This is a genomic window from Streptomyces sp. NBC_00440, from assembly GCF_036014215.1.
Taxonomy (GTDB): Bacteria; Actinomycetota; Actinomycetes; order Streptomycetales; family Streptomycetaceae; genus Streptomyces.
The window spans coordinates 977501-1000819 of record NZ_CP107921.1; the positions used below are offsets into that span (position 1 = coordinate 977501).

A 23319-nucleotide genomic window follows, 5' to 3' on the forward strand; every position below is an offset into this window, starting at 1 on the left:
ATAGGCCGCGGGCTCATCCTTCACCGCCGGAGCTTTCAACCCCCTCCCATGCAGGAGAAGGTATTATCCGGTATTAGACCCCGTTTCCAGGGCTTGTCCCAGAGTGAAGGGCAGATTGCCCACGTGTTACTCACCCGTTCGCCACTAATCCACCCCGAAAGGCTTCATCGTTCGACTTGCATGTGTTAAGCACGCCGCCAGCGTTCGTCCTGAGCCAGGATCAAACTCTCCGTGAATGTTTACCCGTAATCGGGTGCACATCGCGTTGAGCGGGACAATCGACCGGAATAAGGCCGACTGTCCACAGCGTCCTCGCTGTGTGTTGCCCACCCCGTACCCGAAGGCCGGAATGGGACTTTTTCAAAGGAACCACCAACCCACCAGAGGTGGGCCGGGGTATCAACATATCTGGCGTTGACTTTTGGCACGCTGTTGAGTTCTCAAGGAACGGACGCTTCCTTTGTACTCACCCTCTCGGGCTTTCCTCCGGGCTTTTCCCTTCGGTCTTGCGTTTCCGACTCTATCAGACTCTTTCGTGTCCGATTCCCGGTCGGCCGGGCTCGCTTTCCAGTTCTTCGCTTTCGCGTTTCCCTTTCCGGCGGTTCCGACTCTATCAGTCCTTTTCTCTCGCTCCGACCACTATTTCTGCGGGCATGCGGAAATAGAATGCGGTTGAGATTCTTGGGCTGATCGAGAGACTGCAGACCCCCGACTCGAAGTCGTGACGGGGCCAGGCAGGAGTACGACAGTACAGCTCGCCAAGGGGCCAGGCAAATCGCTTGCGTGGTACCCCGGGGTCTGTCAACCCGCCGCTCCAGTGCGGAACCGGGACTTATTATGACTTACCCTGCTGAAACAGTACGCCGCCCTCTGAGAGGCCCCACATGACCAGCGTGACATCCCCGCTCGCCGGACGCGCGATTGGACTGGCCGCGGTGCCGGACCCCGTCTTCTCCGGTGCGATGGTGGGCCCGGGCACTGCCATCGACCCCGTACGCGAGCCCTCGGACGCGGTGGCACCCGTCGACGGGATCGTGGTCTCCCTGCATCCTCATGCTTTCGTCGTCGTCGACGGGGAGGGGCACGGAGTACTGACGCACCTCGGTATCGACACCGTTCAGCTCAACGGCGAGGGCTTCGAACTGCTCGTCAACAAGGGGGACACCGTGACGCGCGGGCAGGCCATGGTGCGCTGGGATCCGGTCGCGGTCGAGGCCGCCGGAAAGTCCCCCATCTGCCCGGTCGTCGCGCTGGAGGCCACCGCCGATTCCCTCTCGGACGTTGTGGAGAGCGGCGACGTCGCGGCCGGCGGGTCGCTCTTCAGCTGGCAGTGACACCGGCGCCGTGACAGCGGTGCATCGGCCAACCACCCCGGCGCCGGAGTGCGCCGCGACAGACGGAGACGGGTGACATGCAGACAACGCTGCGAGGCGTCGGCGTGAGCCACGGTGTGGCCATCGGCGAGGTCAGGCACATGGGTACGGCCGTTCTCGAACCGCCTGCCAAGCAGATCCCGGCGGAGGACGCGGAACGTGAACAGGGCCGTGCCCGGCAGGCCGTGAAAGCTGTGGCCGCCGACCTGATCGCGCGGGGAAATCTGGCCGGCGGCGAGGCGCAGCACGTGCTGGAGGCGCAGGCCATGATGGCCCAGGACCCGGAGCTCATCGCCGATGTCGACCGGCGTATCGCCGTGGGCAGCTCGGCCGAGCGCGGGGTGTACGACGCGTTCGCCTCGTACCGGGCGCTGCTGGCCGGTGCCGGTGAGTATCTCGCGGGCCGGGTCGCGGACCTGGACGATGTGCGGAACCGTATCGTCGCGCGGCTGCTGGGTGTCCCGATGCCGGGTGTGCCCGACAGCGATGAGCCCTATGTACTGATCGCCCGGGATCTCGCTCCCGCGGACACCGCGCTGCTCGACCCCGCGCTGGTGCTCGGTTTCGTGACCGAGGAGGGCGGGCCCACCAGCCACAGCGCCATCCTGGCCCGGGCACTCGGTGTACCGGCCGTCGTGGCCCTGCCCGGTGCGGGTGAGCTGGCCGAGGGCACCGTCGTGGCCGTCGACGGCAGTACGGGAGAGATCTTCGTCCGGCCCAGCGACGAGAAGCGGGCCGAGTTGGTGTCCGCGGCCGCCGCCCGCAAGGCCGCGCTGTCCGCTTCGACCGGTCCCGGGGCGACGTCCGACGGCCACAAGGTGCCGCTGCTGGCCAATATCGGCGGGCCGGACGATGTCGCCGCAGCACTGGAGGCGGGCGCCGAGGGCGTCGGCCTCTTCCGTACCGAGTTCCTGTTCCTGGACGACTCCGCGAAGGCGCCGTCGGAGGCGAAGCAGGTCGAGGCGTACCGCTCGGTGCTGGAGGCGTTTCCGGAGAGCCGGGTTGTGGTGCGGGTGCTGGACGCCGGGGCCGACAAGCCGCTGGACTTCCTGACGCCGGCCGACGAGCCGAACCCCGCCCTCGGTGTGCGGGGGCTTCGGTCGCTCCTCGACCACCCCGATGTGCTGCGGGCCCAGTTGACCGCGCTGGCCAGGGCAGTTGAGGGGCTGCCGGTGTATCTGGAGGTCATGGCGCCGATGGTGGCGGACCGGGCCGATGCCAAGGCGTTCGCCGACGCCTGCCGCGAGGCGGGGCTGCACGCGAAGTTCGGCGCGATGGTGGAGATCCCGTCCGCCGCGCTGCGGGCGCGGTCCATCCTCCGCGAGGTCGAGTTCCTTTCGCTGGGCACCAACGACCTGGCGCAGTACACCTTCGCGGCGGACCGGCAGGTCGGTGCGGTGTCCCGGCTGCAGGATCCGTGGCAGCCCGCGCTGCTCGACCTGGTGTCGATGGCCGCCGAGGCCGCGAAGGCCGAGGCCAAGAGCTGTGGTGTCTGCGGTGAGGCCGCCTCCGATCCGACGCTGGCATGTGTGCTGACCGGTCTCGGTGTGACCAGCCTTTCCATGGGTGCGGCCGCCATTCCGTACGTCCGCACGACGCTGGCGCAGCACACGCTCGCCCAGTGCGAGCGTGCGGCTGCCGCGGCGCGCGCCGCGGACTCGGCGGACGAAGCACGGCTGGCCGCTCAGGCGGTGCTGTCCGGCGAGTAGTCGCGCGGTTCCGGCGCCCGGTGGTGTGGTGTTGTTCGAGGGGCTTCCTGCCGTGTCCGGCCGGGAGCCCCTCGGGCGTCGGTGGTCGGTGATCAGGAGTCAGAGGTCAGAGGTCAGTGGTGCGGGTCGTCCTCCGGGATCACGTATCCGGCGCAGTAGTCGACGCCCGGTTCCGGGGCCACCGGGTCGCCGGTGTCGGCGTCGGTGCAGTAGGCGCTGAACACCTCGCCCGCGGTGAGCGGTTGCAGTCGGCCTCGGTGGAGCCGCCAGCCGCGGACCGTGTCATCCTGGCCCGGCACCGTCGTACGGATGACAATCCCGCCGGGGCTTTCCAGAGCCATACCGGCGGCGAGCACGGTCACGAAGGCCATGCCTTCCGCGCGGTCGAGCCGGGTGCGGGGGCCTTCGCCCCTCTCTGCGTGCAGGACGGCGAGGAGCGGTTCGTCCTCGGCGGGAATGCTGCAGACGAGATGGTGGACCCCGGGGCCCGCCCCGTCCAGCAGGCTCTTCAGTGCGCGGGAGGCCCGGTCGAACGATGTCGCGCCGATGTCCTGGCCGCAGTCGGCGCACTCCCCCGCTTCGGCCAGCACCATCGTCGCGTACTCCAGAGTGGCCCGGCACACTGCGGCGTTGATGAGGAGCGGGACCAGCCGGTCGATGGGCTGTCCGGTGTACTGGACGGTCGCCCCGTCCGCCGCGATGCCCGCGGTGAAGCGCGTCCGGCTGTCCGCCGAGTCCGGGTCGAGCCCGGCCGCCGTGCAGAACTCCTCGTACTCCTCGGGGTCGAAGAGAGCGACCGTCGTGTGCACCTCCTCGGCGGTGAGGGCCCGCAGCAGGCCCTCGACCTGCTGGAGGTAGGCCGTGTGGTCGTCGAAGGTGAAGGTGCGGTAGCGCCGCATCACCGCGAAGTCCTGCTCGTCGGCCAGCAGGCCGACGGTGCTCGGTGCTTCGCGGCGCAGTGCGTGCCGCATGGATCCGGTCCGGTGTGTCTGCGCCATGACTCCCCCTGAGCGCGCTCGATCAGTGCTCACTCACAGTAGCCGGGGGCACTGACAACGCCGTTGCGGACAGCCGGGTCCGCACCAGACGGCTCTGCGCCGCGCAGGTCGCTACGACACCTGCGGCGAGTACGGGCCATCCCAGCGGACCTGCGGCGATCACCGCGGTGACGAGCAGGGGCCCGCCGCTGCGCTGGGCGGACTGGGCGAGCCCGTGCACCCCGAGGTAGGCGCCCTGCGCCTCGTCGTCGGCGAGGGTGACCGAGAGTTCCCAGGAGGCCGTGGCGTGCAGCATCTCGGCGACGGTCAGCGCGATCGCGGCGAGGATCAGCGCGGTGACGGCTGCCCAGGTGCCGCCGTGCGACGAAGCGGTCATCGCGAGGCAGCCGGCCGTGAAGGAGCCGGCGAGCGGCATCAGGAGGGTGCGGGCCGTCTGCGGGGTGGAGGCGAACCGGCTGAGCGGCACCTGGCAGAAGACGACCATGACGCAGTTGAGGACCATCAGCAGGGGCGCCAGGCCGTGCGGGGCCGTGGTGGCGTGGACGATCCACAGCGGCATCCCGACCTGCAGCACGGCGTCGTCCAGGAAGAGCATCGTCTCGGTCGCGGTGAAGAGGAGGTACGTGCGGTCGCGCCAGGGGTTGGGCGGCGGGGCGGCGAGGGCCGGTTCCTCCGAACCTGTGACGACCGGACCCGTACCGGCCGAACCCGTGACGACCCGGGAGGGAGCCGGCGGTTCGGCGCAGCGCACGGTGAGGGCCGCGACCACGGCGTACGACACGGCGTTGCCGATGAGCAGGGCGTAGTAGGCGTGAGTGGTCCCGACGCCGAGGGTGACGGCCGCGGCGAGGCCGCCGATGGCCCAGCCCGCGTTGGAGACCGTGCGCTGGACCGCCTGGTAGCGGATGCGGTCGGCTCCGCCCACCCGGGCCGAGTAGAGCTTGGTGAGGACGTTGGACCCGCGGTCGCCGAGGCTGCCGACGGCGGAGTAGAGGAGCATCAGCGTGAAGCTGTGTGTGGTGAGCAGCGCGAGCAGGGCCAGTGCCTGCTGGACCTGGGCGGCCACCAGGACGCGGGTGAGGGGGAACCGGTCGGCGAGATGGCCGGCGAGCGGTGCGCCCGCGATGCCGGCGGCCCCCGAGACCCCCATGAGGATGCCGACCTGGGCGACCGAGAGGCCGGCGACAAGAGTGAAGTAGAGCGCGGCGGCGCCCATCCAGAGTCCGGTCCCCGCTTTGTTGATGAGGGCGATCCAGAGCATCCGGCGGCCGTCCTCGCCGCCCGGGATCCGTTCGTACAGTGCGGCTCGGCGCCGGCTCGTTTTCATTGTTCCCCCTTGACCAGACCTATGTACTGATACATACTCAGCTACGTGGTAACACAATATGGGATCAGTGGTACGACGGCCAGGGACATTTCGGCCTCGGTCGAACAGGGCGTGACCGAGGGCCTGTTGGGCCCGGGAGACGCCCTGCCTCCGGTGCGCAGGCTTGCCGAGGGGCTCGGTGTGAGCCCGGGCACGGTCGCGATGGCGTACCGGGAGCTGCGGCAGCGCGGCATCGTGATCACGCGCGGGCGGGGCGGCACGGTGGTGGCGCAGGCCCCGGCGGTGGGTTCGCGGCGACCGCCGAAGGTGCCGCCGGGGGTACGTGACCTGGCGGGCGGGTATCCGGACCCGGCGCTGCTCCCCGTACTGCTGCCGCCCGGGCGGGTCGACCCCGTACAGGGTTCGCACCGGGGTTCGCCGCGGCTGCCCGCCCTGGAGGAGCTGTCGCGGGAGTGGTTCGCGCGGGACGGGGTGCCGCACGAGCGGGTGACGTTCTCGCACGGGGCGCTCGACTGCATGGCCCGGCTGCTCTCGGTGGAGCTGAAACCGGGTGACACGGTCGCCGTCGAGGATCCGGGATTTCACCATCTCCTGGATCTCGTACCGGCGTTGGGGCTGCGGATCGCTCCGGTCGCGGTGGACGACGAGGGCATCCGCCCGGACGCCCTGCGCGCCGCGCTGCGGGCCGGTGCGCGCGCCGTGGTGTGCAGTCCGCGGGGGCAGAGTCCGGTCGGCGGCTGCTTCTCGGCTGCGCGCCGGGCGGCGCTCCTCGATGCGCTGGCGGGGTTTCCCGATGTGCTGGTCGTCGAGGACGACCACAACGCCGATGTCGCGGGCGTGGCGCCGTTCCCGCTGGCTTCGGGCGGTCTGGCCCGCTGGGCGCAGGTGCGGACCGTCTCCAAGCATCTGGGGATCGATCTGCGCTGGGCAGCGGTGGCCTGCGATGCGACGACGCTGGCCCGCCATGACGGCCGGATGCTGCTGACGTCCGGGTGGGTCAGCCATCTGCTGCAGGAGACGGTCGCGCGGGCCATGTCCGATGCGCCGGTGCGCACACTGGTCGAACGGGCCGGACGGACGTACACGGAGCGCAGGGGGGCCCTGGTCGCGCACCTCGCGGAACTGGGGATTCCGGCGCACGGGGCGAGCGGGCTCAATGTCTGGGTGCCGGTGCGGGACGAGTCCGCGGTGGTCAACGGTATGCGGTCGCGCGGCTGGTGGATCGCGGCGGGGGCGCGGTTCCGTATCGCGACTCCCCCGGCCGTACGGATCACGGTGGCCACCCTGACCGAGGCCGGAGCGGCCGCGCTGGCCTCGGACTTCGCGGAGGTGCTGGGCGAGTCCGAGGCCACGTACGGGGGCTGAGGGTTCGGTCGTGCCGTGTTCGCAGAGCGTCCCTGGGCCGGCGGCGACGTCGTGAGCCGCAGTGGTCAGCCGCGGTCGCGGGCCAGCTTCTCGTAGAAGTGCAGCAGTTCGAGGTTGTCGACCGAGCCGGGGTTGACCGCCTTGTCGAGCGCCGCGCCCTGGAGCAGCCGTTTGACCGGAACCTCGATGCGCTTGCCGGTGAGGGTGTGCGGGACGCCGGGGACCTCGATGATGTCGTCGGGTACATGGCGCGGCGACAGCTGCTCGCGGATCGTCTGCTTGATGCGCAGCCGCAGGCCGTCGTCGAGCGGGGTGCCCGGCGCGAGGTGGACGAAGAGCGGCATCCAGTAGCCGCCGTCGGGCTCTTCGACCCCGATGACCAGTGACTCGCGGATCTCGGGGAGCCGCTCGACCGCTTCGTAGATGTCGGCGGATCCCATCCGGACGCCCTGCCGGTTGAGAGTGGAGTCCGAGCGTCCGTGGATGATCACGGAGCCGTGTCCGGTGATCGTGATCCAGTCGCCGTGCCGCCAGACTCCGGGGTACGTCTCGAAGTAACTGCTCAGATAGCGGCTGCCGTCGGGGTCGTTCCAGAAGCAGATCGGCATGGACGGCATGGGGTTGGTGACGACGAGTTCGCCGACCTCGTCGATGAGCGGCCTGCCCTGCGGGTCCCAGGCCTGGAGGTCGGTCCCGAGGCAGGCCGCCTGGAGTTCCCCGATGTGGACCGGGAGGGTGGGCACGGCGCCCGCGAAGCAGCTGCACACGTCCGTACCGCCGCTGACCGAGGCGATCCAGAGATCCTCGCCCGCCGCTTCGTGGAGCCAGCGGAAGCCGTCGGGCGGCAGCGGGGAGCCGGTCGTCGCTACGCACTTGACGCGGGAGAGGTCGTGGTCGCGGGCGGGCTGGACGCCCGCCTTGCGGCAGGCCATGACATAGGCGGCGGACGTGCCGAACAGTGTTGTCCCGGTGGTTTCGGCGATGCGCCACTGCGCGTCGGTGCCCGGGAAGCCGGGGCTGCCGTCGTACAGGACGATCGTGGTCCCGGTGAGCAGACCGGAGACGAGGAAGTTCCACATCATCCAGCCGGTGGAGGTGTACCAGAAGAAGCGGTCGCCGGGACCGAGGTCGCAGTGCAGGCCGAGCTGTTTGAGGTGCTCGATCAGGATGCCGCCCTGGGACTGCACGATGGCCTTGGGGAGTCCGGTCGTGCCCGATGAGTAGAGCACCCAGAGCGGGTGGTCGAACGGGACCTGCTCGAACACCGGCTCCACGTCGCCGGAGGTGACGGTGGACCAGTCGAGCGCGCCGTCCGGGGCCGGGGTGCCGAGCAGCGGCACATGGATCACGGCGCGCAGGGTGGGCAGTTCGGCGCGGAGTTCGGCGACGGTGTCGCGCCGGTCGTGGGACTTGCCGCCGTAGCGGTAGCCGTCGACGGCGAACAGGACGACCGGTTCGACCTGCTGGAAACGGTCGAGGACGCTGCGGGCGCCGAAGTCGGGGGCGCAGGAGGTCCACACCGCGCCGACCGCGGCGGTGGCGAGCAGCGCGGTGACGGCCTGCGGGATGTTGGGCAGGTAGCCGCTGACGCGGTCGCCGGGGCGTACGCCCAGTGCGCGCAGTTCGGCGGCGAGCGCTCCTACTTGGCGGCGCAGTTCGGACCAGCTGACGGCCTGCGGATCCTGGCTCTCGTCGACGTGCAGCAGGGCGGGCTCCTGCGCGCGGTCCGGGTCGGTGGCGGTCCGCAGGGCGTGTTCCGCGTAGTTGACGGTGGCTCCGGGGAACCACCGGGCGCCCGGCATGGAGCGGTCGGCGAGCACGCTCTCGTACGGGGTCGTGAACCGGATGCCGAACCAGTCGGCGACCGCTTCCCAGAAGGTGGCGAGTTCCTCGACCGACCAGCGGTGCAGTGCCGCGTACCCGCCGTCCGCGGGTGCGCCGTACCGTTCGGCGGCCCACGCCTGGAAGCGGGTGATCCTGGCACCGTCGATCCGTTCCTGGCTGGGCTGCCAGAGGGGCGCGGTGTTCGATGGGTTCATGGGGCGGCTCCCGGGCTGTACGCGTGGTGTCGCGTGTGGGCGCGCACGTGCGAGGGGTGTGCGCGTGACACGGCTGGCAGCGACGATGCCATGTGATCGTCCTGCGCACCAGGGCGGGCCGACCGGCGTCGGCATGGTGAACATCTGGTCAAGGGCGAGGTGAACGACGGTTGAACGGCCCTCGCGTCCCGGGGCCGGGGTGGCAGTGTGATCAGCATGGACGGTCGCGGCCTGGTTCGCTCGGTGAAGGCGTTCGGTTCGGCTCGGGGGCGGCTGGCCCTGCGCACCGCCCTGCGCAGACGGCGCACGGACGCGGCGGCGCTCGCGCCGCCCGGCCCCGAGCGGGCGCGGGTGCCCGGCGCGGTGACCGGTGTGGAGCACCGGCCGGGCGGAGGTGTCATCCGTTTCGCCCGCTCGGAGCTGCTGGTACGGGTCGCGGTGGGCGGCGCGGTCTTCTGGGGGTGGGACGGCGCGGAGCCGACTCCTTCGTACGCGCTGGCCGGCTGCCCGGAGGCGGACCCCCGGGCCGTCCTCGAACCGGACAAGGACGGCGGGTGGCGGGTGGTGTCGGAGCGGGTGACCGTCACGGTGTCCCGGCAGGGGGCCGTGGAGATCCTGACTCCGGGCGGTGTGCGGATCCGCCGTGAGCTGCCGCCGCGCTGGTGGGAGCCGGTGTCCGGCGGTGCGGCGCGCTGGGTGCAGCGGGCCGAGGTCCCGGCCGACGCGCGCTTCTTCGGGCTCGGCGGGCGGGCGTCGGGGCCCCGGCTGCGCGACGGCACGTACCACCTGTGGAACACCGACCCGCGCGGTGGCTTCGGACCTGGTGACGACCCGCTGTACATCACGATGCCGGTGCAGCTGGTGGTGGCCGACGCCGGGACTCATCTGGTCTTCCACGACAACACCCGGGAGGGCCGGGTGGTGCTGTCCGAGGGTCAGGAGGGCGCGGGCTCCGGGCATGACAGGCCGGGTTCCAGCGAGGTGCGGATGGGCGGCGGTCCGCTGCGCTGCTGGGTGGTGGCCGGCACCCCGGCGCGGGTCCTGCTGGGCTGGACGGCGCTGACCGGCCGGCCCGCGCTCCCGCCGTCCTGGGCGCTGGGACCGCAGCACGCGCGGTGGGGTTTCGGCAGTGCGCGGGAGGTCCGCAGGGTCGTCGCCGGATACCGGGAGCACGGGCTGCCTCTGACGGCGCTGCATCTGGACATCGACCACTTCGACCGGCATCAGGTCTTCACCGTCGACCGCGAGCACTTCCCGGACCTTCCCGGCCTCGCGGGAGAGCTCCTCAGGGACGGCATACGGCTGGTCTCGATCGTCGATCCGGCGGTGCCGGCCGAGCCGGGCAATCGCGTGTACGAGGAGGGGCTGGCCGCGGACGCCTTCGTCGGGGACGCGCGGGGCGGCGCGGCGCGCGGGGTCGTCTGGCCGGGTGAGTGCGTCTTCCCCGACTTCACCGCGCCGCAGGTACGTGCCTGGTGGGGCGGGCTGTACGCGGAGCGGCTCGCGCAGGGCTTCGCGGGTTTCTGGCACGACATGAACGAGCCGGCCTCCATCGTCCCGTTCGGGGATCCGACGCTGCCTCTCTCGTCACGGCACGCTCTGGAGGGCCGCGGCGGCGACCACCGGGAGGCCCACAACGTCTACGGTCTGACGATGGCGCGGGCCGGTTACGAGGGGCTGCGGGCGCTGCGCCCCGATGAGCGCCCCTTTCTGTTCTCGCGCTCCGGGTGGGCGGGGATGCAGCGGTACGGCGGGACCTGGTCGGGCGATGTGACGACGGGCTGGCCGGGGCTGCGTGCCTCGCTGTCGCTGGTGCTGGGTCTCGGGCTGTGCGGGGTGCCGTACTCGGGCCCCGACGTGGGCGGCTTCGACGGCAGCCCCTCCCCCGAGCTGTATCTGCGCTGGCTCCAGCTGGCGTCCTTCCTGCCGCTGCTGCGCACCCACTCGGCGATCCGGGCCGGGCGCAGGGAGCCGTGGGAGTTCGGCCCGGAGACGCTGGTGCACGCGAAGGCGGCACTGGTGGAACGGGAGCGGCTGCACCCGTACTTCGTGACGCTGGCGCACGTGTCACGGCTGACCGGCGCCCCGTATGTCCGGCCGGTCTGGTGGAGTTCGCCGGGGGACCGCGCGCTGCGGGAGTGCGAGGACGCCTTCCTGCTCGGGGACTGCCTTCTGGTGGCGCCGGTCCTCGACCCCGGCGGCGACCGGCGGGCGGTGCGGCTGCCGCGGGGCCGGTGGTACGACACGGCGACCGGCGCGGCCCACGAGGGGCCGGGGCAGGTGGTGCTGGACGCGCCGCTGTCGCGCGTACCGTTGCTGGCGCGGGCCGGTTCGGTGATTCCGGTACGGGGTGACGACGGCGGTACGGAGCTGGAGGTCTGGGCGCCGGCCGCCGGGCGTACGGGGGGCGGGGTGGTCGTACGGGACGCCGGTGACGGGTGGGAGGAGCCGGAGGTCGAGCGCTACACCACGGCGCTGGAGGACGGCCGGGTGGTGGTGGGGCGCGTGGTGGCGGAGGGCGCGGTGGAGCCCGGATGCCGGGTGCGGGTGCGGGGGCTCGGGACGTAGGGGCTGTCGTCCGGACGGCAGGTTCAGCGTGGTCCGGGCCTGGTGCGGAGAGTCGTGTGTCCTGGACCGGCAAGGGCCGGACCCCGGCCCGGATTCAGCTGTACCGTCCGGCGAACCAGCCCCGGACTACCGCGGTCTGCAACGGGAAGCAGAGGTCCGTGGGGGCCCGCAGGATGTGCCAGCCTGTTGTCTCGTCGGTGGGTTCGGACAGCGGAAGGCCGGCCGCCGCACGTTCCGGGAGCAGGCCGAAGAGCAGCAGATGGCCGTCCGGCGAGCTGCGCGCGTCGGCCAGCCGTACGTCCTGCTGCCGGGCGGTGATGCCCGTCTCCTCCCGCAGCTCACGCACGACCGCGTGCTGCCACGTTTCGACGCCGTCGATGAAGCCGCCGGGCAGGGCGATCCCGCCGGCCTGCGGCTCGTTGGTCCGGGTGATGACGGCGAGTCCGGTGCCCTGCCCGTCGCGTACCGGCAGCAGCGCCACGGCGACGGGCAGTGGGTTGCGGTAGGCCGTGGTCCCGCAGGACGGGCAGGTGCGGGGCCATCCGGCGGCGGCGGCGAACGGAGCGCCACAGCTCGAACAGTGGGAATCCCTGACAGGCTCGTCGCGATGCTCGTCGGCAGGCTCGTTCATGAGCGCGGACTGTAGCCGATCGTGCTTCCCCTGCGGGCCGTTCACCTGATAGATGGAATGCCCATGACACGACTGACATCCGCCGCACGGTCCCTGGCCGTGGCCGCCGCCGCCCTGCTCGCCCTCTCCTCCGTCACACCGGCCGCCGGGGCGCAGCGGGAGCCGCGGGCGCCCCGGGACTTCGTCGCGCTGCGCTCCGTGGACCCGACGATCATCCAGGAGATGCGCTACCCGTACGAGCACAACTTCACGGGCGCACCGGTCGACGGCTACGACCAGCCCCTGTGCATCCTCACCCGCCCCGCCGCGCAGGCCCTGCACCGGGCCCAGACGGAGCTGCTGCGCCGGGGCTACTCGCTCAAGGTCTACGACTGCTACCGGCCGCAGCGCGCCGTCGACCGCTTCGTGCGCTGGGCCGAGGACCCGAATGCCCTGGCGATGAAGGCCGAGTTCTATCCGCAGGTCGACAAGTCGCGGCTCTTCGCGGACGGTTACATCGCGGCGAAGTCCGGCCACAGCCGGGGCAGCACCATGGATCTCACGCTGGTGAAACTCCCGGCGCTGCCGACCCGCCCGTACCGCCACGGGCAGCCGCTGGCTCCCTGCTACGCGCCGAAGGCGCAGCGCTTCCCGGACAACTCCATCGACATGGGGACCGGGTTCGACTGCTTCGACACCCTCGCGCACACCGACGACCCGCGGATCAAGGGCGTCCAGCGCACCAACCGCGACATGCTGCGGACCGCACTCGGCGCCGTCGGCTTCGTCAACCTCCCCGAGGAATGGTGGCACTTCACCTACCAGCCGGAGGTGTACCCCGACCGCTACTTCGACTTCCCGGTCGCGTGGCGTTCGGTGGCCGGGCACCGCTGACACCGCCGGTTCCGGAGTGCCCTCCATGGGCTCGGGTTCCGGCTCACCTTCGTGAGGGCGCCTCGTGCCCTCCGGCCGTCACCGCCCGCGGGCAGGGGCGGTGACGGCGGTACGGGCGTGTCGTCCGGCCTTTCAGAACGCGTGGGGCGGGGTGGTGGACGGCGGCACACCGGCGTTGAACCGGGTGTCGACGAAGTCGGAGAACGTGAACCGCTCGGGTATCAGCTTCAGGCCCGCGAACTCGTCGGCGATCTGCTGCTCCGATGCGACGGCGGCCCGGTCCACGGCGACCCGCACCGTCGTGCCCGACGTACGCCGCACCGCGTCCAGCGCCACCTTGTACGGCACGCCGGTGTCCTTGGCCCACACCTTCGCCCACTGCTGCGGGTGCTGGTAGACCCACTTCCGGGCGCGCTGCAGCCGCTGCATGTAGTCCTTCATGGCTGCCGACTTGCCCTTGTTCGCCAGCGCGGAGGGGGAGGCGATATCGAAGGTGAGACCGTTGACCAGCCCCTGTCCGCTCACCAGGACCCGGGCGTTCCCGCCGTCCAGCGCCTGGGTGGTGGTCGGGTCTGCCGCCGCCCAGGCATCGACGTCTCCCCGCTTGAAGGCGGTCTTCGCCTCGGCGGACTGGAGGTAGTCGACCTTGACGTCCTTGATCGACATTCCGGCCTTCCTGAGCACGCCGAGCAGCAGGTCGTGCCCGGTGGTGCCCTGCATCACCGCGATCTTCTTGCCCTTGAGATCGTGGACGCTCTTCAGCGGCGAGTTCTTCGGCACCAGGATGGCCGTGCCCGCCACCGAGCTGTGCATCGCGCCCACAACGGTGATCTTCGATTTGGACGCGGCGGCGAACACCGGCGGGGTGTTGCCGGTCCAGCCGAGGTCGACCGCCTTGGCGTTGACGGCTTCCAGCAGCAGCGGCCCGGAGGCGAAGTTCGACCAGTTGATCTTGTACGGCATGTTGTCGAGCTCGCCGGAGGCTTCCAGCATGGCCCGGTCGCCGCCCGTCTGGTCACCGACGTTGAGAGTGGTCCTGGTGTGGGTGTCCGCGGACTTCCCTCCGCATGCCGTGGTCAGCAGAGCGAACGGGATGAGCAGGGCGCCGAGGCAGCGTCGTTTCATGGGGAGTCTTTCTTCGGGTTGAGTGGAGATGTGTCGCGGGGACGGTCAGAAGGGGGCCTGGGCCGCCGCTACGCCGAGTTCGGCCAGCAGCCCGGCGCGCAGCAGGGTGAACTCCGGCGCGCCCACGTCGCGCGGGCGTGGCAGGTCCACCGGTTGCTCATGGGCGATGACGCCGTCCTGCATCACCAGGACCCGGTCGGCCAGCAGCAGCGCTTCCTCCACGTCATGCGTGACGAGCAGGACGGCGCAGCCTCTGCGCTGCCACACCTCGGCGACCTGCTGCTGGGCCCTGATCCGGGTGAGCGCGTCGAGTGCGCCGAACGGCTCGTCGAGCAGCAGCAGGTCCGGTTCGCGGACCAGCGCCCGTGCCAGCGAGGCGCGTTGGGCCTCACCGCCGGAGAGTGTCTTGGGCCAGGCATCCGCCCGGTGCTCCAGGCCGACCTCGGCCAGCGCCCGTACCGCGGTCTCCCGCGAGGGGCGGCCCGGCAGGCCCAGCACGACGTTGCGCCACACGCGTTTCCACGGCATCAGGCGGGGCGACTGGAAGGCCACCGCCCGGCGGCGAGGCACGAGCACGGTGCCGTCGATGTCCCGGTCGAGCCCGGCGAGTATCCGCAGCAGCGTGCTCTTGCCGCAGCCGCTGCGTCCCAGCAGGGCCACGAACTCGCCCGGCCGTACCGTGAGCTCCAGCCCGTCGAGGACGGCCCGGCCGTCGAAGGCCCGGGCCAGACCGGCGATCTCGACGACCGCCCGGTCGGCGGTCACTTCCCCGTGAACGTCGGTCGCCATTGCAGCAACAGCCTTTCCAGCGTGCGGACGACGACATCGGCGGCCAGGCCGAGGCAGGCGTAGACGATCAGGCAGACCACGATGACGTCGGTGCGGTAGTACTCACGGGCCTGATCCATCAGGAAGCCGATGCCGTCGCCGGCGTTGACCGTCTCGCCGAAGACCAGGGCCAGCCACGCCGAGCCCAGCGCGAACCTCAGCCCGGTCAGGGCGCCGGGCAGCGCCCCGGGCAGCACGACATGGCGGATCAGGCCCCACCGGCCCAGTCCCAGCGTGGCGCCGGCCTCGATCAACTGCTGGTCCACGCCACGGATCCCGGCGTAGGTGTTCATGTACAGCGGGAAGGCCACGGCGAAGGCGATCAGCGTCGCCTTGACCGTCTCACCGATGCCCAGCCAGACGATCAGCAGCGGGATGAGCCCGGCGAACGGCACCGCGCGCAGCATCTGCACCACAGCGTCGATCAGGTCCTCGCCGATCCGCAGCAGCCCGGACAGCAGCCCAAGACCGACCCCGGCCGTCGCGCCCAGCGCCAGTCCGACGGCGACGCGTTGCACGGAGACCGCCATCGCTGACGGCAGCGTGCCGTCGGCGATCAGCCCGCCCGCGGTACGGGCGATGGTGCCCGGGGAGGCAAGGATGTCCGGCTGGAGTGCCCCGGTGGCGCTGAACACCTGCCACAGGGCCAGCAGCAGCAAGGGCCCGGAGGCGCGTCGGAGCCAGCGCGGCACGCTGCGGCGCCGGGACGACGCGGAGACGATGGGTTCCAGGTCGACGCCCGCCGCACCGGATGGGCCCACCCCCTCAGGGCCCGTGGCCGAAGCCCCGCATATGCCCGGTTGGGGGGATGTGTCGTTGGTACTCATCAGGGGCTCCACGTCGGGGCGAGAGGGCGCGGGCGCGCGGCTGTCGGTGGTGCCGACGGCGGAGCGCCGTCACGGCGCCGGGCGCGAGACGGGGAGCGGTGGGAAGCCTGAAGGCGTCGGCAGTCCAGGCAGCGTGCGGTAGCGGCAGAGGTCACGATCAGCGGGTCAAGGTGACCTCACGGAGCGGACTTCTGGTAAATGCGACATGAACACGGGGCAGAAGCTAGCAGGTGGGACCCTCGGGCGGTCAACCGGCGTCTCGCCCATCGGACGTCGCCCCATGCGCGCCCGACGGTCCTGACCGGCAGCCCGGCCCGCCGGGCCGTTGGTGAGCCGCCCGCTTCTTCCCCGGCACATCGCCGGGGCCTACCGTCTCCCCATGACGCAGCGGACGTTTGATTCGTACGAGGAATTCTGGCCCTACTACGTCGCGATGCACTCCCGTGCGGCGACCCGGTGGGTGCATCTGACCGGCACGCTGACGGGGCTCGCGCTGAGCACCTACGGGCTGGCGCGCGGCCGGAAGCGGTATGCGGCCGCGCTGCCGCTCATCGGGTACGGGACCGCCTGGCCCGCGCACTTCCTCATCGAGGGGAACAACCCGGCCTCGTTCGGCCACCCGGCCTGGTCGCTCCGGGGAGACGTGCGGATGATCCGGACGATGCTGGCGGGCCGGGACCACGAACTGGCCGCCACCGCCGCCAAGTGGCTCGCGGAGAACGGCTGACCCATGCCACACTGAACACTTCTGACGTTCCGTCAGATAGCTGATGCCGGGAGGGGTTTTGACGCGCACCCGCACACCCGTGGTGGCCGGATGGTTCACGGCCGATGCCGGGGAGGACGACTTCCGGCTGCTGGGCACCCGGTGCTCGGCCTGTTCCGCCGTCTTCTTCCCGCGCGAGGACACCTTCTGCCGTAATCCCGGCTGTCAGGGCGGGGAGTTGGCGGAGGTGCCGCTCTCCAAGCGTGGCCGCGTCTGGTCGTACACCGACGGCCGGTACCGGCCGCCCGCGCCGTACGTCTCGGATCCCGGCGTGGAGTGGGAGCCGTACACCCTGGTCGCCGTCGAGCTCGAAGCGGAGGGCATGGTCGTGCTCGGGCAGGCCGCACCGGGCGTGGCACTCACGGATCTGGCCGTCGGCGCCGTCGTCGAAGCCGTGCCCGGCGTGCTCAACGAGGACACGGACACCACCTGGACCACCTGGCACTGGCGACCGGTGCGGACACCGGAGGCGCGCTCATGAGCGGCGACATAGCGGTCCTGGGTGCCGGGATGCACCCGTGGGGCAAGTGGGGGCGGAGCTTCGTCGAGTACGGGACCGCAGCGGCCCGTACCGCGCTGGCGGACGCCGGGATCGACTGGCAGGACGTGCAGTCGGTGGTCGGCGCGGACACGGTGCGCTGCGGCTATCCCGGGTACGTGGCGGGGGCGACCTTCGCGCGGGCGCTCGGGTGGCAGGGAGCGCGTGTCACCAGCGTGTACGCGGCCTGCGCCTCCGGGGCGCAGGCCATCAGCACGGCCAGGGCCCAGATCCTCGCCGGGATGGCGGATGTGGCGCTGGTGGTCGGCGCGGACTCCGCGCCGAAGGGGTTCTTCGCCCCTGCGGGCGGTGAGCGGCCCGACGACCCGGACTGGCTGCGGTTCCGGGTGCTGGGCGCCACCAACCCGGCGTACTTCGCGCTGTACGCCCGCCGCCGGATGGCCGTGCACGGCGACACCCTCGAAGACTTCGCACGGGTGAAGGTCAAGAACGCGGCGGCGGGTGTGCTCAACCCCAGCGCCCGTTACCGCAGGCCGGTCAGTCTCGACGACGTGGCCGCGTCCCCGGTGGTCGCCGACCCGCTGCGGCTGCTCGACATCTGTGCGACCTCCGACGGCGCGGCCGCTCTCGTACTCACCAGCATGGCGTTCGCGCGCCGGCACGGGGTGGCCGACCCCGTCCGTATCCGTGCGGTGTCCACCGTCACGCCGACCTACCCGAGGACCGTCCTCGACCTGCCGGACATCGCCACCGACTCGTCCACCGCAGTGGCGGCCCCCGCGGAGTCCTTCCGCGCCTCCATCGCACGGGCGGCGTACGAGGAAGCGGGCATCGGCCCCGAGGACATCTCGCTGGCCGAGGTCTACGACCTGTCGACCGCCCTGGAGCTGGAGTGGTACGAGGACATCGGGCTCTGCGCACCGGGCGAGGGCGCGAAGCTCGTACGGGAGGGTGCCACCGCGCTCGGCGGGCGCATACCGGTCAACACCAGCGGCGGTCTGGCCTCCTTCGGTGAGGCGGTGCCCGCCCAGGCCATCGCGCAGGTCTGCGAAGTGACCTGGCAGCTGCGCGGCCGGGCCGGCACGCGTCAGGTGCCGGGGGCGCGGGCCGCGATCACCGCCAACCAGGGGCTGTTCGGGCACGGATCGTCGGTGATCGCCGTCCGCTGAGCGGCTGTCGTGCTGAAACCAGGACGGAACCAGGACGGAACCAGCTGAACCAGAACTGGACCGGGCCGGGGCGTACGGCTCAGGTGACGGCGTGCGCGCGGGCTCCGGAGGCGAGGGCCATGGCGTGCTCCACGACGGCCACCAGGACCTCCTTGACCGTCTCGCGCTCCCGCGCGTCACACATCAGGACGGGCACTTCGGGGTCGAGGTCGAGCGCCGACCGTACGGTCTCCCCCGGGTAACGGTCCGCATCGTCGAAGCAGTTGACCGCCACGGTGAACGGGATGGAGCGCCGCTCGAAGTAGTCGACGGCCGCGAAGCAGTCCTCTAAGCGGCGGGTGTCGGCGAGGACGACCGCTCCCAGCGCGCCCTGCGCCAGCTCGTCCCAGAGGAACCAGAAGCGGTCCTGGCCCGGTGTGCCGAACAGATAGAGGACGAGGTCCTCCTTGAGCGTGATGCGGCCGAAGTCCATGGCGACCGTGGTGGTGGTCTTCTGCTCCACACCGTCGGTGGAGTCCACCGGGCGGCCCGCCTCGCTCAGGGTCTCCTCGGTGCGCAGCGGTCTGATCTCGCTGACCGCGCCCACCAGGGTGGTCTTCCCCACGCCGAAGCCGCCCGCCACCAGGATCTTGAGGGTCACCGGCTCGACGAACTGCTGGTTGCGGCTAGAGCGCCCGAAGGCCATTGATTACCTCGCGAAGAATGCTGACGTCCGGCAGTTCCGCCGGCGGTACTGGCTGGGTGACACGGACGAGTTCGTCGTCGACGAGGTCGCCGACCAGGACCCGCACCACCCCTACGGGCAGGTCGAAGTCGGCGGCGAGTTCGGCGATGGACTGCGGTGCGGTGCTGCACCGTTCGACGATGTCCACATGCTCGGGCGAGAGCGTCTGGTCCCTGCCCGTATCCTCGGCGGCCGGCTCGGGGATGACCAGCGCGATCAGGTCGAGGCGGTGGCCGCCGTCCGAGCCGGTACGGCCGCGCGTCATGGCGTACGGCCGGACCACGGGGCCCGCGTCGTCGTCGAACCAGTGGTGCGCCGGTGGCCGGCCCGCGTCGCTCATGGCGTTCTCCTCACCCTCCTGCGGTGAGCCCGCTCCGCGGGGCCGTCGCGAGGTGGGCGCCGACCCGCTTCACCATCAGCGTCATCTCGTACGCCACCAGGCCGACGTCGGAGTCCGCGTCGGACAGCACGGCCAGGCAGCTGCCGTCGCCGGCCGCCGTGATGAAGAGGAAGGCCTCGTCCAGCTCCACCACGGTCTGGCGGACCTTGCCGGCCTCGAAGTGGCGTCCGACGCCCTTGGCCAGGCTGTGGAAGCCGGAGGCGACGGCCGCCAGGTGCTCGCCGTCCTCCCGGGTCAGGTCCTTCGAAGTGCCGGTCGCCAGGCCGTCTCCCGAGAGGACCAGCGCCTTGCGGATGCTGCCGACCCGGTCGACGAGCTCGTCGAGGAGCCAGTTGAGCTCGCCGGGGCCCCCTGCGGCGTTATGTGCTGCTGCGTTCGGTACGGTCATCGACCGGTCCCCTCCGATGTGGTTCCTGGTGCTGTGTCGGCCGGTCCGGTGCCGACTGCGGCTGATTCTGCCGAGTCCTGTGCGGAGTTGTCGCGGCGGCCCCGCTGCCAGCCACGCTGGAGCGATGCCATCCGGCTGCGTACCTCGTCCGCGTCGCGTTCGTCGTCGTCGTCCGCGGCATCCGGCTCGACTGCGGGCACACCCCTCAGCTGCGGGGCCAGATTCGCCTGGCGCACCCGGCGCGGCAACCCGCCGGGGCCTGCCACCGGGGGGCCGGTACGCGGGGGCTGGGGCTGCGGGGGCCGGGACTGTGGGCGGTCCGACTGTGGGCGGTCGGTCTCAGCCCTCGACGGTTCGGCCCGGCGCGGTTCGGTCCGGCGCTGCGGGAGTTCGGTCCGGCGCGGTTCGGCCCGCCGGGGCTCGCGCTGCGGGAGTTCGGTCCGCCGGGGCTCGGTCCGCGACGGTTCGGTCCGTGACGGTTCCGGGATGTCGACCCTGCGCCCGTGGTCCGAGACCAGAGTCGGCTGTCCGGGTTTGCGGCGCCGGGGCAGTCCGACCGGGCCTGCGGGACGTGTCGCGCTCTGCGGCGCCGCTCCTTCGTCGGGGGTCTGCTGGTGCTGGTCGGGCGCCGGGGCCACTGCGCGGTTGCGGAAGATCCCGCCCGGCACGCTGTCCTCGTCGTCCAGGTCCGCCGTGTCGTCGAAGGTCAACGCGTCGACGGGCGGCTCCAGTTCGACCGGCCCGTCGATCACGGACACCGGTGTACGACCCGCGGCCGGCACCGGCGCGAGCCCGGAGCGCGATCCGGACCGGTGGGCGGACCGGCGGTCGGAGCGGAATCCGGCGCCATCGGCCCCGGATCCGGCGGCCGTGCCGTCGGCGTCCGGGGCATCGGTGTCCGGAGCATCGGTGAGCAGCGCCACCGGGATGAAGATGACGGCGGTGGTGCCGCCGTACGGTGAGGGCTGGAGCGAGACCCGCACGTTCTGCCGCTGCGCGAGCCTGCTCACCACGAAGAGGCCGAGGCGGTCGGTGTCCGACAGCTCGAACTCGGGGGTCTCGGCGAGACGGAGGTTGGCGTCGAGCAGCGCGTCGGGCGCGATCCCGAGTCCGCGGTCGTGGATCTCCAGGGTGAAGCCGTTGGCGACCCGCTCGCCCAGCACCTGCACCGCCGTGTGCGGAGGTGAGAACACCGTGGCGTTCTCCAGGAGTTCGGCGATGAGGTGCGTGAGGTCGGCGACGGCCGGGCCGCCGACCCCGATCCTCGGCAGCCGCCGTACCTCGACCCGCTCGTAGTCCTCGACCTCAGCGACCGCCGCGCGTACCACGTCCATCAGCTGGACCGGCTTGCGCCACTGCCGGGACGGGGAAGCTCCGGAGAGGATCACCAGGCCCTCGGCGTGCCGCCGCATCCGGGTGGTGAGGTGGTCGAGCCGGAACAGGTCGGCGAGTTCCTCGGTGTCCTCCGTACGGCGCTCCATGGCGTCCAGCAGCGTCAGCTGGCGGTGCAGCAGGACCTGGTTGCGGCGGGCCAGGTTGACGAAGACGTCGGAGACCCCGCGGCGCAGGTCCGCCTGGCGCACGGCTGCTTCGACGGCGGCCCGCTGGACGGTGTTGAGGGCCAGGCCGACCTGGCCGACCTCGTCCTTCGCGTACTCCAGGCGCGGCGCCTCGGTGTCGATGTCGACCTGCTCCCCGGCGGCGAGCCGGCGCATCACAGCGGGCAGCCGCACCCCGGAGACCTCATGGGCCTCCTTGCGCAGCCGGCTGAGGTCGCGGATCAGTTCACGCCCGATGCGCACGGACACCACCAGGGACACCAGCAGTCCGCCGATGCCGAGCAGCGCGGCGATCGCGGCCTTGGCGAAGACGCCGACGGCGGCGGGCCTCACCCGGCCCAGGAAGTCCTTGCGGGCGTCGGTTGCCAGCGTGTCGAGATGGCTGAGCGTGCGGTCGGCGTCCGTGCTCCAGCGGGACGCTGATCCGGTGATGGTGGAGCTGCCGGGGTTCTTGTCGATTGCCGTGGATTCGGCGGTGCGTACCGGGATGGTCGCGGGTCCGCTCCAGTAGGCGTTGAACGCGTCGCTCGCCCCGCCCGGCAGCGAGGGCAGGCTGACCGTGTAGTACATCTTGCGGGCGGTGACGAGGTCCGAGATGTCACGCAGGTCCCTGGAGTCGAGCCGTCCGGATGTCAGGGCGGAGCCGAGGAGCGCGTCCTCCCGCGAGAGGGACTCACGGGCCCGGGTGACACCGACGAGGCCGCGCGCCTCCTTGTCGAGGCCGGAGTTCTGCAGGGTGGGCAGGCCGGCCAGGAAGTCGAGCGCCTGGTCGCAGAGCCGGTTGTACTGGTCGTACGCCTCGCGGCGGGTCACCTCGTGGTCGCCGGCGTTCTGCCGCAGCGAGCCGAGTCCGGCGAACCCGTCCAGCACCGTACGCAGCTGCCGTTCGGAGTTCCCGCCCAGCGCGGAACGGGCGTCGCTCCGCGCTGCGCCACGGCGCAGCTGGGCGACGGCCGCATCGGTGTCGGCGCGCTGGGTGCGCAGTTCGGACTGGATGTCCGAGGCTCCCGGATCGACCAGCTGGCGCAGGGTCAGGGAACGTTCCTTCTCGACCGACTGGAGGGAAGCGGTGAGCGGGTGCGCCACGCTCTTGTAGACGGTTCCCGTGCGCATCAGTTGCAGGGCGTCCCGGCCGGTGACGTAGACGGAGAACGTCCAGATCGCCGTCAACGCGACAAGTGGGACCAGCAACAGCGCCACGATCTTCCTGCGGATGGACTTCCCGCGAAAGCGCATGGCCTCCCCCAGCTCAACCCCGCCCGGCGGGGGTGGTGTTCCGTCAACAAACGGCGTGAGCCTACTACTGCCGCACAAGCAACTCGAAGGGACGTCCGGACTATTTTCGGCCGCCCGTAGGGGAGTTGATCATGCCATGTCCTGGTATCCCAGCAGATCGTCTTCCCTGATCCGGTCAGATAACCCTGACAGGACAGCACTTTCCACACCTTCTCAGATGGCTGGAATTCTATGGGTTGCGGGAATCTTTGACGGCAGTTCTTCGTCCTTCCGTACGAGGGGCGCACCACGGGCGGGGACGCTTGAACCGACCCAAGCCGGGCATCCGTTCTGGAGTCGGACAGCGCCGAGGCGTGAAGGTCGAGGGTGAAGAGAGCATGACCATCGAAGAGGGCGAGGCCCCCCTGCGGACGCTGTGGGTCGAGGAGCCGGTCGGACGGTACCGGCTGCCGGATCCGGTGCGCGGAAGCGCGGTGCGTGCCGTGCTCATCGTGTCCGTGACGCTGATCCAGGCGGTGACGGCCTTCCTCTCCACCGTGGCGGGCTCCTGGCTGGCCTTCCCGATGGTGCTGAGCAGTGTGGCGAGTACGGTCGTCGCGACCTGGGCGGTGCTGGACGTCTGGATCACCCGGCAGGTGTGGAACCAGCGCCATGGTGTGACGTCCGTTCCCAGCAGCACCGCCCGCCGACTCCGCAAGGAGCGGCGGGCGGCCCGGCGTTCGGCGCGGCGTTCGGCCCCTCGGCAGGAGGGGGACGCCGAGCGGATACGTACGAAACGCTCCGCCCGGCTGTCGCCCCAGCCCTGAGCCGGCCGGTCCTGAACCAGCCGGCCCTGAGCCGAACCGCCCTGAACCGGCAGGCCCTGAGCCGAACCGCCCTGAGCCGGCCCGGAGGGCCAGGACGACTGAGACGGCC

Annotated in this window: 20 protein-coding genes and 1 rRNA gene (1 of these 21 running past the window's edge); 9 read left to right on the forward strand and 12 right to left on the reverse strand. The window is 71.3% G+C overall.

Going from position 1 to position 23319, the window contains the following annotated elements:
- Nucleotides 1-236, reverse strand: a 16S ribosomal RNA gene (locus OHB13_RS04370) (it extends 1290 nt beyond the left edge of the window).
- Nucleotides 237-884: 648 nt separating this feature from the next.
- Between OHB13_RS04370 and OHB13_RS04375 the strand changes: the two genes are divergently transcribed.
- Together OHB13_RS04375 and ptsP are read left to right on the forward strand one after the other, a co-directional pair.
- Nucleotides 885-1334: a PTS sugar transporter subunit IIA gene (locus tag OHB13_RS04375; RefSeq protein ID WP_266859150.1), complete on the forward strand. Its 450-nt coding sequence runs from the start codon at nt 885-887 to the stop codon at nt 1332-1334.
- Between the two features lie 77 nt (nt 1335-1411).
- A complete protein-coding gene (ptsP, locus tag OHB13_RS04380) occupies nt 1412-3082 on the forward strand; it encodes a phosphoenolpyruvate--protein phosphotransferase (protein ID WP_266859148.1) in 1671 nt (556 codons plus the stop codon).
- 113 nt (nt 3083-3195) lie between these two features.
- On the opposite strand, the gene OHB13_RS04385 is transcribed toward ptsP, so the two are convergent.
- On the reverse strand, nt 3196-4080 hold the full coding sequence (locus tag OHB13_RS04385) for a hypothetical protein (RefSeq protein WP_266859146.1): 885 nt from the start codon (nt 4078-4080) through the stop codon (nt 3196-3198).
- Between the two features lie 22 nt (nt 4081-4102).
- Nucleotides 4103-5407 carry an MFS transporter gene (locus OHB13_RS04390; RefSeq protein ID WP_328375782.1) on the reverse strand — a complete coding sequence of 435 codons (1305 nt, stop codon included), beginning with the start codon at nt 5405-5407 and terminating at the stop codon, nt 4103-4105.
- Nucleotides 5408-5452: 45 nt separating this feature from the next.
- Between OHB13_RS04390 and OHB13_RS04395 the strand changes: the two genes are divergently transcribed.
- Nucleotides 5453-6772 carry an aminotransferase class I/II-fold pyridoxal phosphate-dependent enzyme gene (locus OHB13_RS04395; protein WP_328375783.1) on the forward strand — a complete coding sequence of 440 codons (1320 nt, stop codon included), beginning with the start codon at nt 5453-5455 and terminating at the stop codon, nt 6770-6772.
- A 65-nt stretch (nt 6773-6837) separates the two neighbouring features.
- Here the strand turns inward: OHB13_RS04395 and OHB13_RS04400 are convergent, their stop codons facing one another.
- Nucleotides 6838-8811 carry an acetoacetate--CoA ligase gene (locus OHB13_RS04400; RefSeq protein ID WP_328375784.1) on the reverse strand — a complete coding sequence of 658 codons (1974 nt, stop codon included), beginning with the start codon at nt 8809-8811 and terminating at the stop codon, nt 6838-6840.
- A 216-nt stretch (nt 8812-9027) separates the two neighbouring features.
- Here OHB13_RS04400 and OHB13_RS04405 point away from each other — a divergent pair, with 216 nt between their 5' ends.
- A complete protein-coding gene (locus OHB13_RS04405) occupies nt 9028-11379 on the forward strand; it encodes a glycoside hydrolase family 31 protein (protein WP_328375786.1) in 2352 nt (783 codons plus the stop codon).
- A 94-nt stretch (nt 11380-11473) separates the two neighbouring features.
- On the opposite strand, the gene OHB13_RS04410 is transcribed toward OHB13_RS04405, so the two are convergent.
- On the reverse strand, nt 11474-12010 hold the full coding sequence (locus tag OHB13_RS04410; protein WP_328375787.1) for an NUDIX domain-containing protein: 537 nt from the start codon (nt 12008-12010) through the stop codon (nt 11474-11476).
- 63 nt (nt 12011-12073) lie between these two features.
- On the opposite strand from OHB13_RS04410, the gene OHB13_RS04415 reads away from it, so the two are divergent.
- Nucleotides 12074-12883 (forward strand): M15 family metallopeptidase, encoded by an 810-nt coding sequence (locus OHB13_RS04415; protein ID WP_266859134.1) that lies wholly within the window; start codon nt 12074-12076, stop codon nt 12881-12883.
- Nucleotides 12884-13015: 132 nt separating this feature from the next.
- Here OHB13_RS04415 and OHB13_RS04420 read toward each other — a convergent pair whose 3' ends face one another.
- From OHB13_RS04420 to OHB13_RS04430, 3 genes are read right to left on the reverse strand one after another with little or no spacing between them, the layout of a single operon-like run.
- Nucleotides 13016-14008 (reverse strand): ABC transporter substrate-binding protein, encoded by a 993-nt coding sequence (locus tag OHB13_RS04420; protein WP_328375788.1) that lies wholly within the window; start codon nt 14006-14008, stop codon nt 13016-13018.
- Between the two features lie 45 nt (nt 14009-14053).
- The gene (locus tag OHB13_RS04425) at nt 14054-14797 is read right to left on the reverse strand and encodes an ABC transporter ATP-binding protein (RefSeq protein WP_266859131.1); all 744 of its coding nucleotides are present in this window, start codon (nt 14795-14797) and stop codon (nt 14054-14056) included.
- Complete coding sequence (locus OHB13_RS04430) at nt 14770-15663, reverse strand: ABC transporter permease (protein ID WP_266859129.1); 894 nt, start codon at nt 15661-15663, stop codon at nt 14770-14772. The genes OHB13_RS04425 and OHB13_RS04430 overlap by 28 nt, the downstream gene beginning before the upstream one ends.
- Nucleotides 15664-16042: 379 nt before the next feature.
- Here OHB13_RS04430 and OHB13_RS04435 point away from each other — a divergent pair, with 379 nt between their 5' ends.
- Genes OHB13_RS04435 through OHB13_RS04445 form a run of 3 tightly spaced genes read left to right on the forward strand, consistent with a single transcriptional unit; the run spans nt 16043 to nt 18097 of the window.
- Complete coding sequence (locus OHB13_RS04435; protein ID WP_328375790.1) at nt 16043-16390, forward strand: DUF962 domain-containing protein; 348 nt, start codon at nt 16043-16045, stop codon at nt 16388-16390.
- A gap of 58 nt (nt 16391-16448) precedes the next feature.
- Nucleotides 16449-16910 carry a Zn-ribbon domain-containing OB-fold protein gene (locus OHB13_RS04440; protein WP_266859125.1) on the forward strand — a complete coding sequence of 154 codons (462 nt, stop codon included), beginning with the start codon at nt 16449-16451 and terminating at the stop codon, nt 16908-16910.
- Nucleotides 16907-18097: a lipid-transfer protein gene (locus OHB13_RS04445; protein WP_328375792.1), complete on the forward strand. Its 1191-nt coding sequence runs from the start codon at nt 16907-16909 to the stop codon at nt 18095-18097. Before OHB13_RS04440 ends, OHB13_RS04445 begins: the two co-directional genes overlap by 4 nt.
- 79 nt (nt 18098-18176) lie before the next feature.
- Here the strand turns inward: OHB13_RS04445 and OHB13_RS04450 are convergent, their stop codons facing one another.
- The 4 genes from OHB13_RS04450 to OHB13_RS04465 are packed head-to-tail and all read right to left on the reverse strand — an operon-like array spanning nt 18177 to nt 22404.
- Nucleotides 18177-18782 (reverse strand): GTP-binding protein, encoded by a 606-nt coding sequence (locus OHB13_RS04450; RefSeq protein ID WP_266859122.1) that lies wholly within the window; start codon nt 18780-18782, stop codon nt 18177-18179.
- Nucleotides 18763-19161 carry a DUF742 domain-containing protein gene (locus OHB13_RS04455; protein WP_266859120.1) on the reverse strand — a complete coding sequence of 133 codons (399 nt, stop codon included), beginning with the start codon at nt 19159-19161 and terminating at the stop codon, nt 18763-18765. The genes OHB13_RS04450 and OHB13_RS04455 overlap by 20 nt, the downstream gene beginning before the upstream one ends.
- A gap of 10 nt (nt 19162-19171) precedes the next feature.
- Nucleotides 19172-19609 carry a roadblock/LC7 domain-containing protein gene (locus tag OHB13_RS04460; RefSeq protein ID WP_266859119.1) on the reverse strand — a complete coding sequence of 146 codons (438 nt, stop codon included), beginning with the start codon at nt 19607-19609 and terminating at the stop codon, nt 19172-19174.
- A complete protein-coding gene (locus OHB13_RS04465) occupies nt 19606-22404 on the reverse strand; it encodes a nitrate- and nitrite sensing domain-containing protein (RefSeq protein ID WP_328375795.1) in 2799 nt (932 codons plus the stop codon). Before OHB13_RS04465 ends, OHB13_RS04460 begins: the two co-directional genes overlap by 4 nt.
- Nucleotides 22405-22781: 377 nt before the next feature.
- Here OHB13_RS04465 and OHB13_RS04470 point away from each other — a divergent pair, with 377 nt between their 5' ends.
- The gene (locus tag OHB13_RS04470; RefSeq protein ID WP_266859115.1) at nt 22782-23210 is read left to right on the forward strand and encodes a hypothetical protein; all 429 of its coding nucleotides are present in this window, start codon (nt 22782-22784) and stop codon (nt 23208-23210) included.
- Nucleotides 23211-23319 lie beyond the last annotated feature (109 nt).

Coding starts and splice junctions, on each gene's coding strand:
- OHB13_RS04375 (WP_266859150.1), top strand. CDS start 885: ATGACCAGCGTGACATCCCCGCTCGCCGGACGCGCGATTGGACTGGCC.
- ptsP (WP_266859148.1), top strand. CDS start 1,412: ATGCAGACAACGCTGCGAGGCGTCGGCGTGAGCCACGGTGTGGCCATC.
- OHB13_RS04385 (WP_266859146.1), bottom strand. CDS start 4,080: ATGGCGCAGACACACCGGACCGGATCCATGCGGCACGCACTGCGCCGC.
- OHB13_RS04390 (WP_328375782.1), bottom strand. CDS start 5,407: ATGAAAACGAGCCGGCGCCGAGCCGCACTGTACGAACGGATCCCGGGC.
- OHB13_RS04400 (WP_328375784.1), bottom strand. CDS start 8,811: ATGAACCCATCGAACACCGCGCCCCTCTGGCAGCCCAGCCAGGAACGG.
- OHB13_RS04405 (WP_328375786.1), top strand. CDS start 9,028: ATGGACGGTCGCGGCCTGGTTCGCTCGGTGAAGGCGTTCGGTTCGGCT.
- OHB13_RS04410 (WP_328375787.1), bottom strand. CDS start 12,010: ATGAACGAGCCTGCCGACGAGCATCGCGACGAGCCTGTCAGGGATTCC.
- OHB13_RS04415 (WP_266859134.1), top strand. CDS start 12,074: ATGACACGACTGACATCCGCCGCACGGTCCCTGGCCGTGGCCGCCGCC.
- OHB13_RS04420 (WP_328375788.1), bottom strand. CDS start 14,008: ATGAAACGACGCTGCCTCGGCGCCCTGCTCATCCCGTTCGCTCTGCTG.
- OHB13_RS04425 (WP_266859131.1), bottom strand. CDS start 14,797: ATGGCGACCGACGTTCACGGGGAAGTGACCGCCGACCGGGCGGTCGTC.
- OHB13_RS04430 (WP_266859129.1), bottom strand. CDS start 15,663: ATGAGTACCAACGACACATCCCCCCAACCGGGCATATGCGGGGCTTCG.
- OHB13_RS04435 (WP_328375790.1), top strand. CDS start 16,043: ATGACGCAGCGGACGTTTGATTCGTACGAGGAATTCTGGCCCTACTAC.
- OHB13_RS04445 (WP_328375792.1), top strand. CDS start 16,907: ATGAGCGGCGACATAGCGGTCCTGGGTGCCGGGATGCACCCGTGGGGC.
- OHB13_RS04450 (WP_266859122.1), bottom strand. CDS start 18,782: ATGGCCTTCGGGCGCTCTAGCCGCAACCAGCAGTTCGTCGAGCCGGTG.
- OHB13_RS04455 (WP_266859120.1), bottom strand. CDS start 19,161: ATGAGCGACGCGGGCCGGCCACCGGCGCACCACTGGTTCGACGACGAC.
- OHB13_RS04460 (WP_266859119.1), bottom strand. CDS start 19,609: ATGACCGTACCGAACGCAGCAGCACATAACGCCGCAGGGGGCCCCGGC.
- OHB13_RS04465 (WP_328375795.1), bottom strand. CDS start 22,404: ATGCGCTTTCGCGGGAAGTCCATCCGCAGGAAGATCGTGGCGCTGTTG.
- OHB13_RS04470 (WP_266859115.1), top strand. CDS start 22,782: ATGACCATCGAAGAGGGCGAGGCCCCCCTGCGGACGCTGTGGGTCGAG.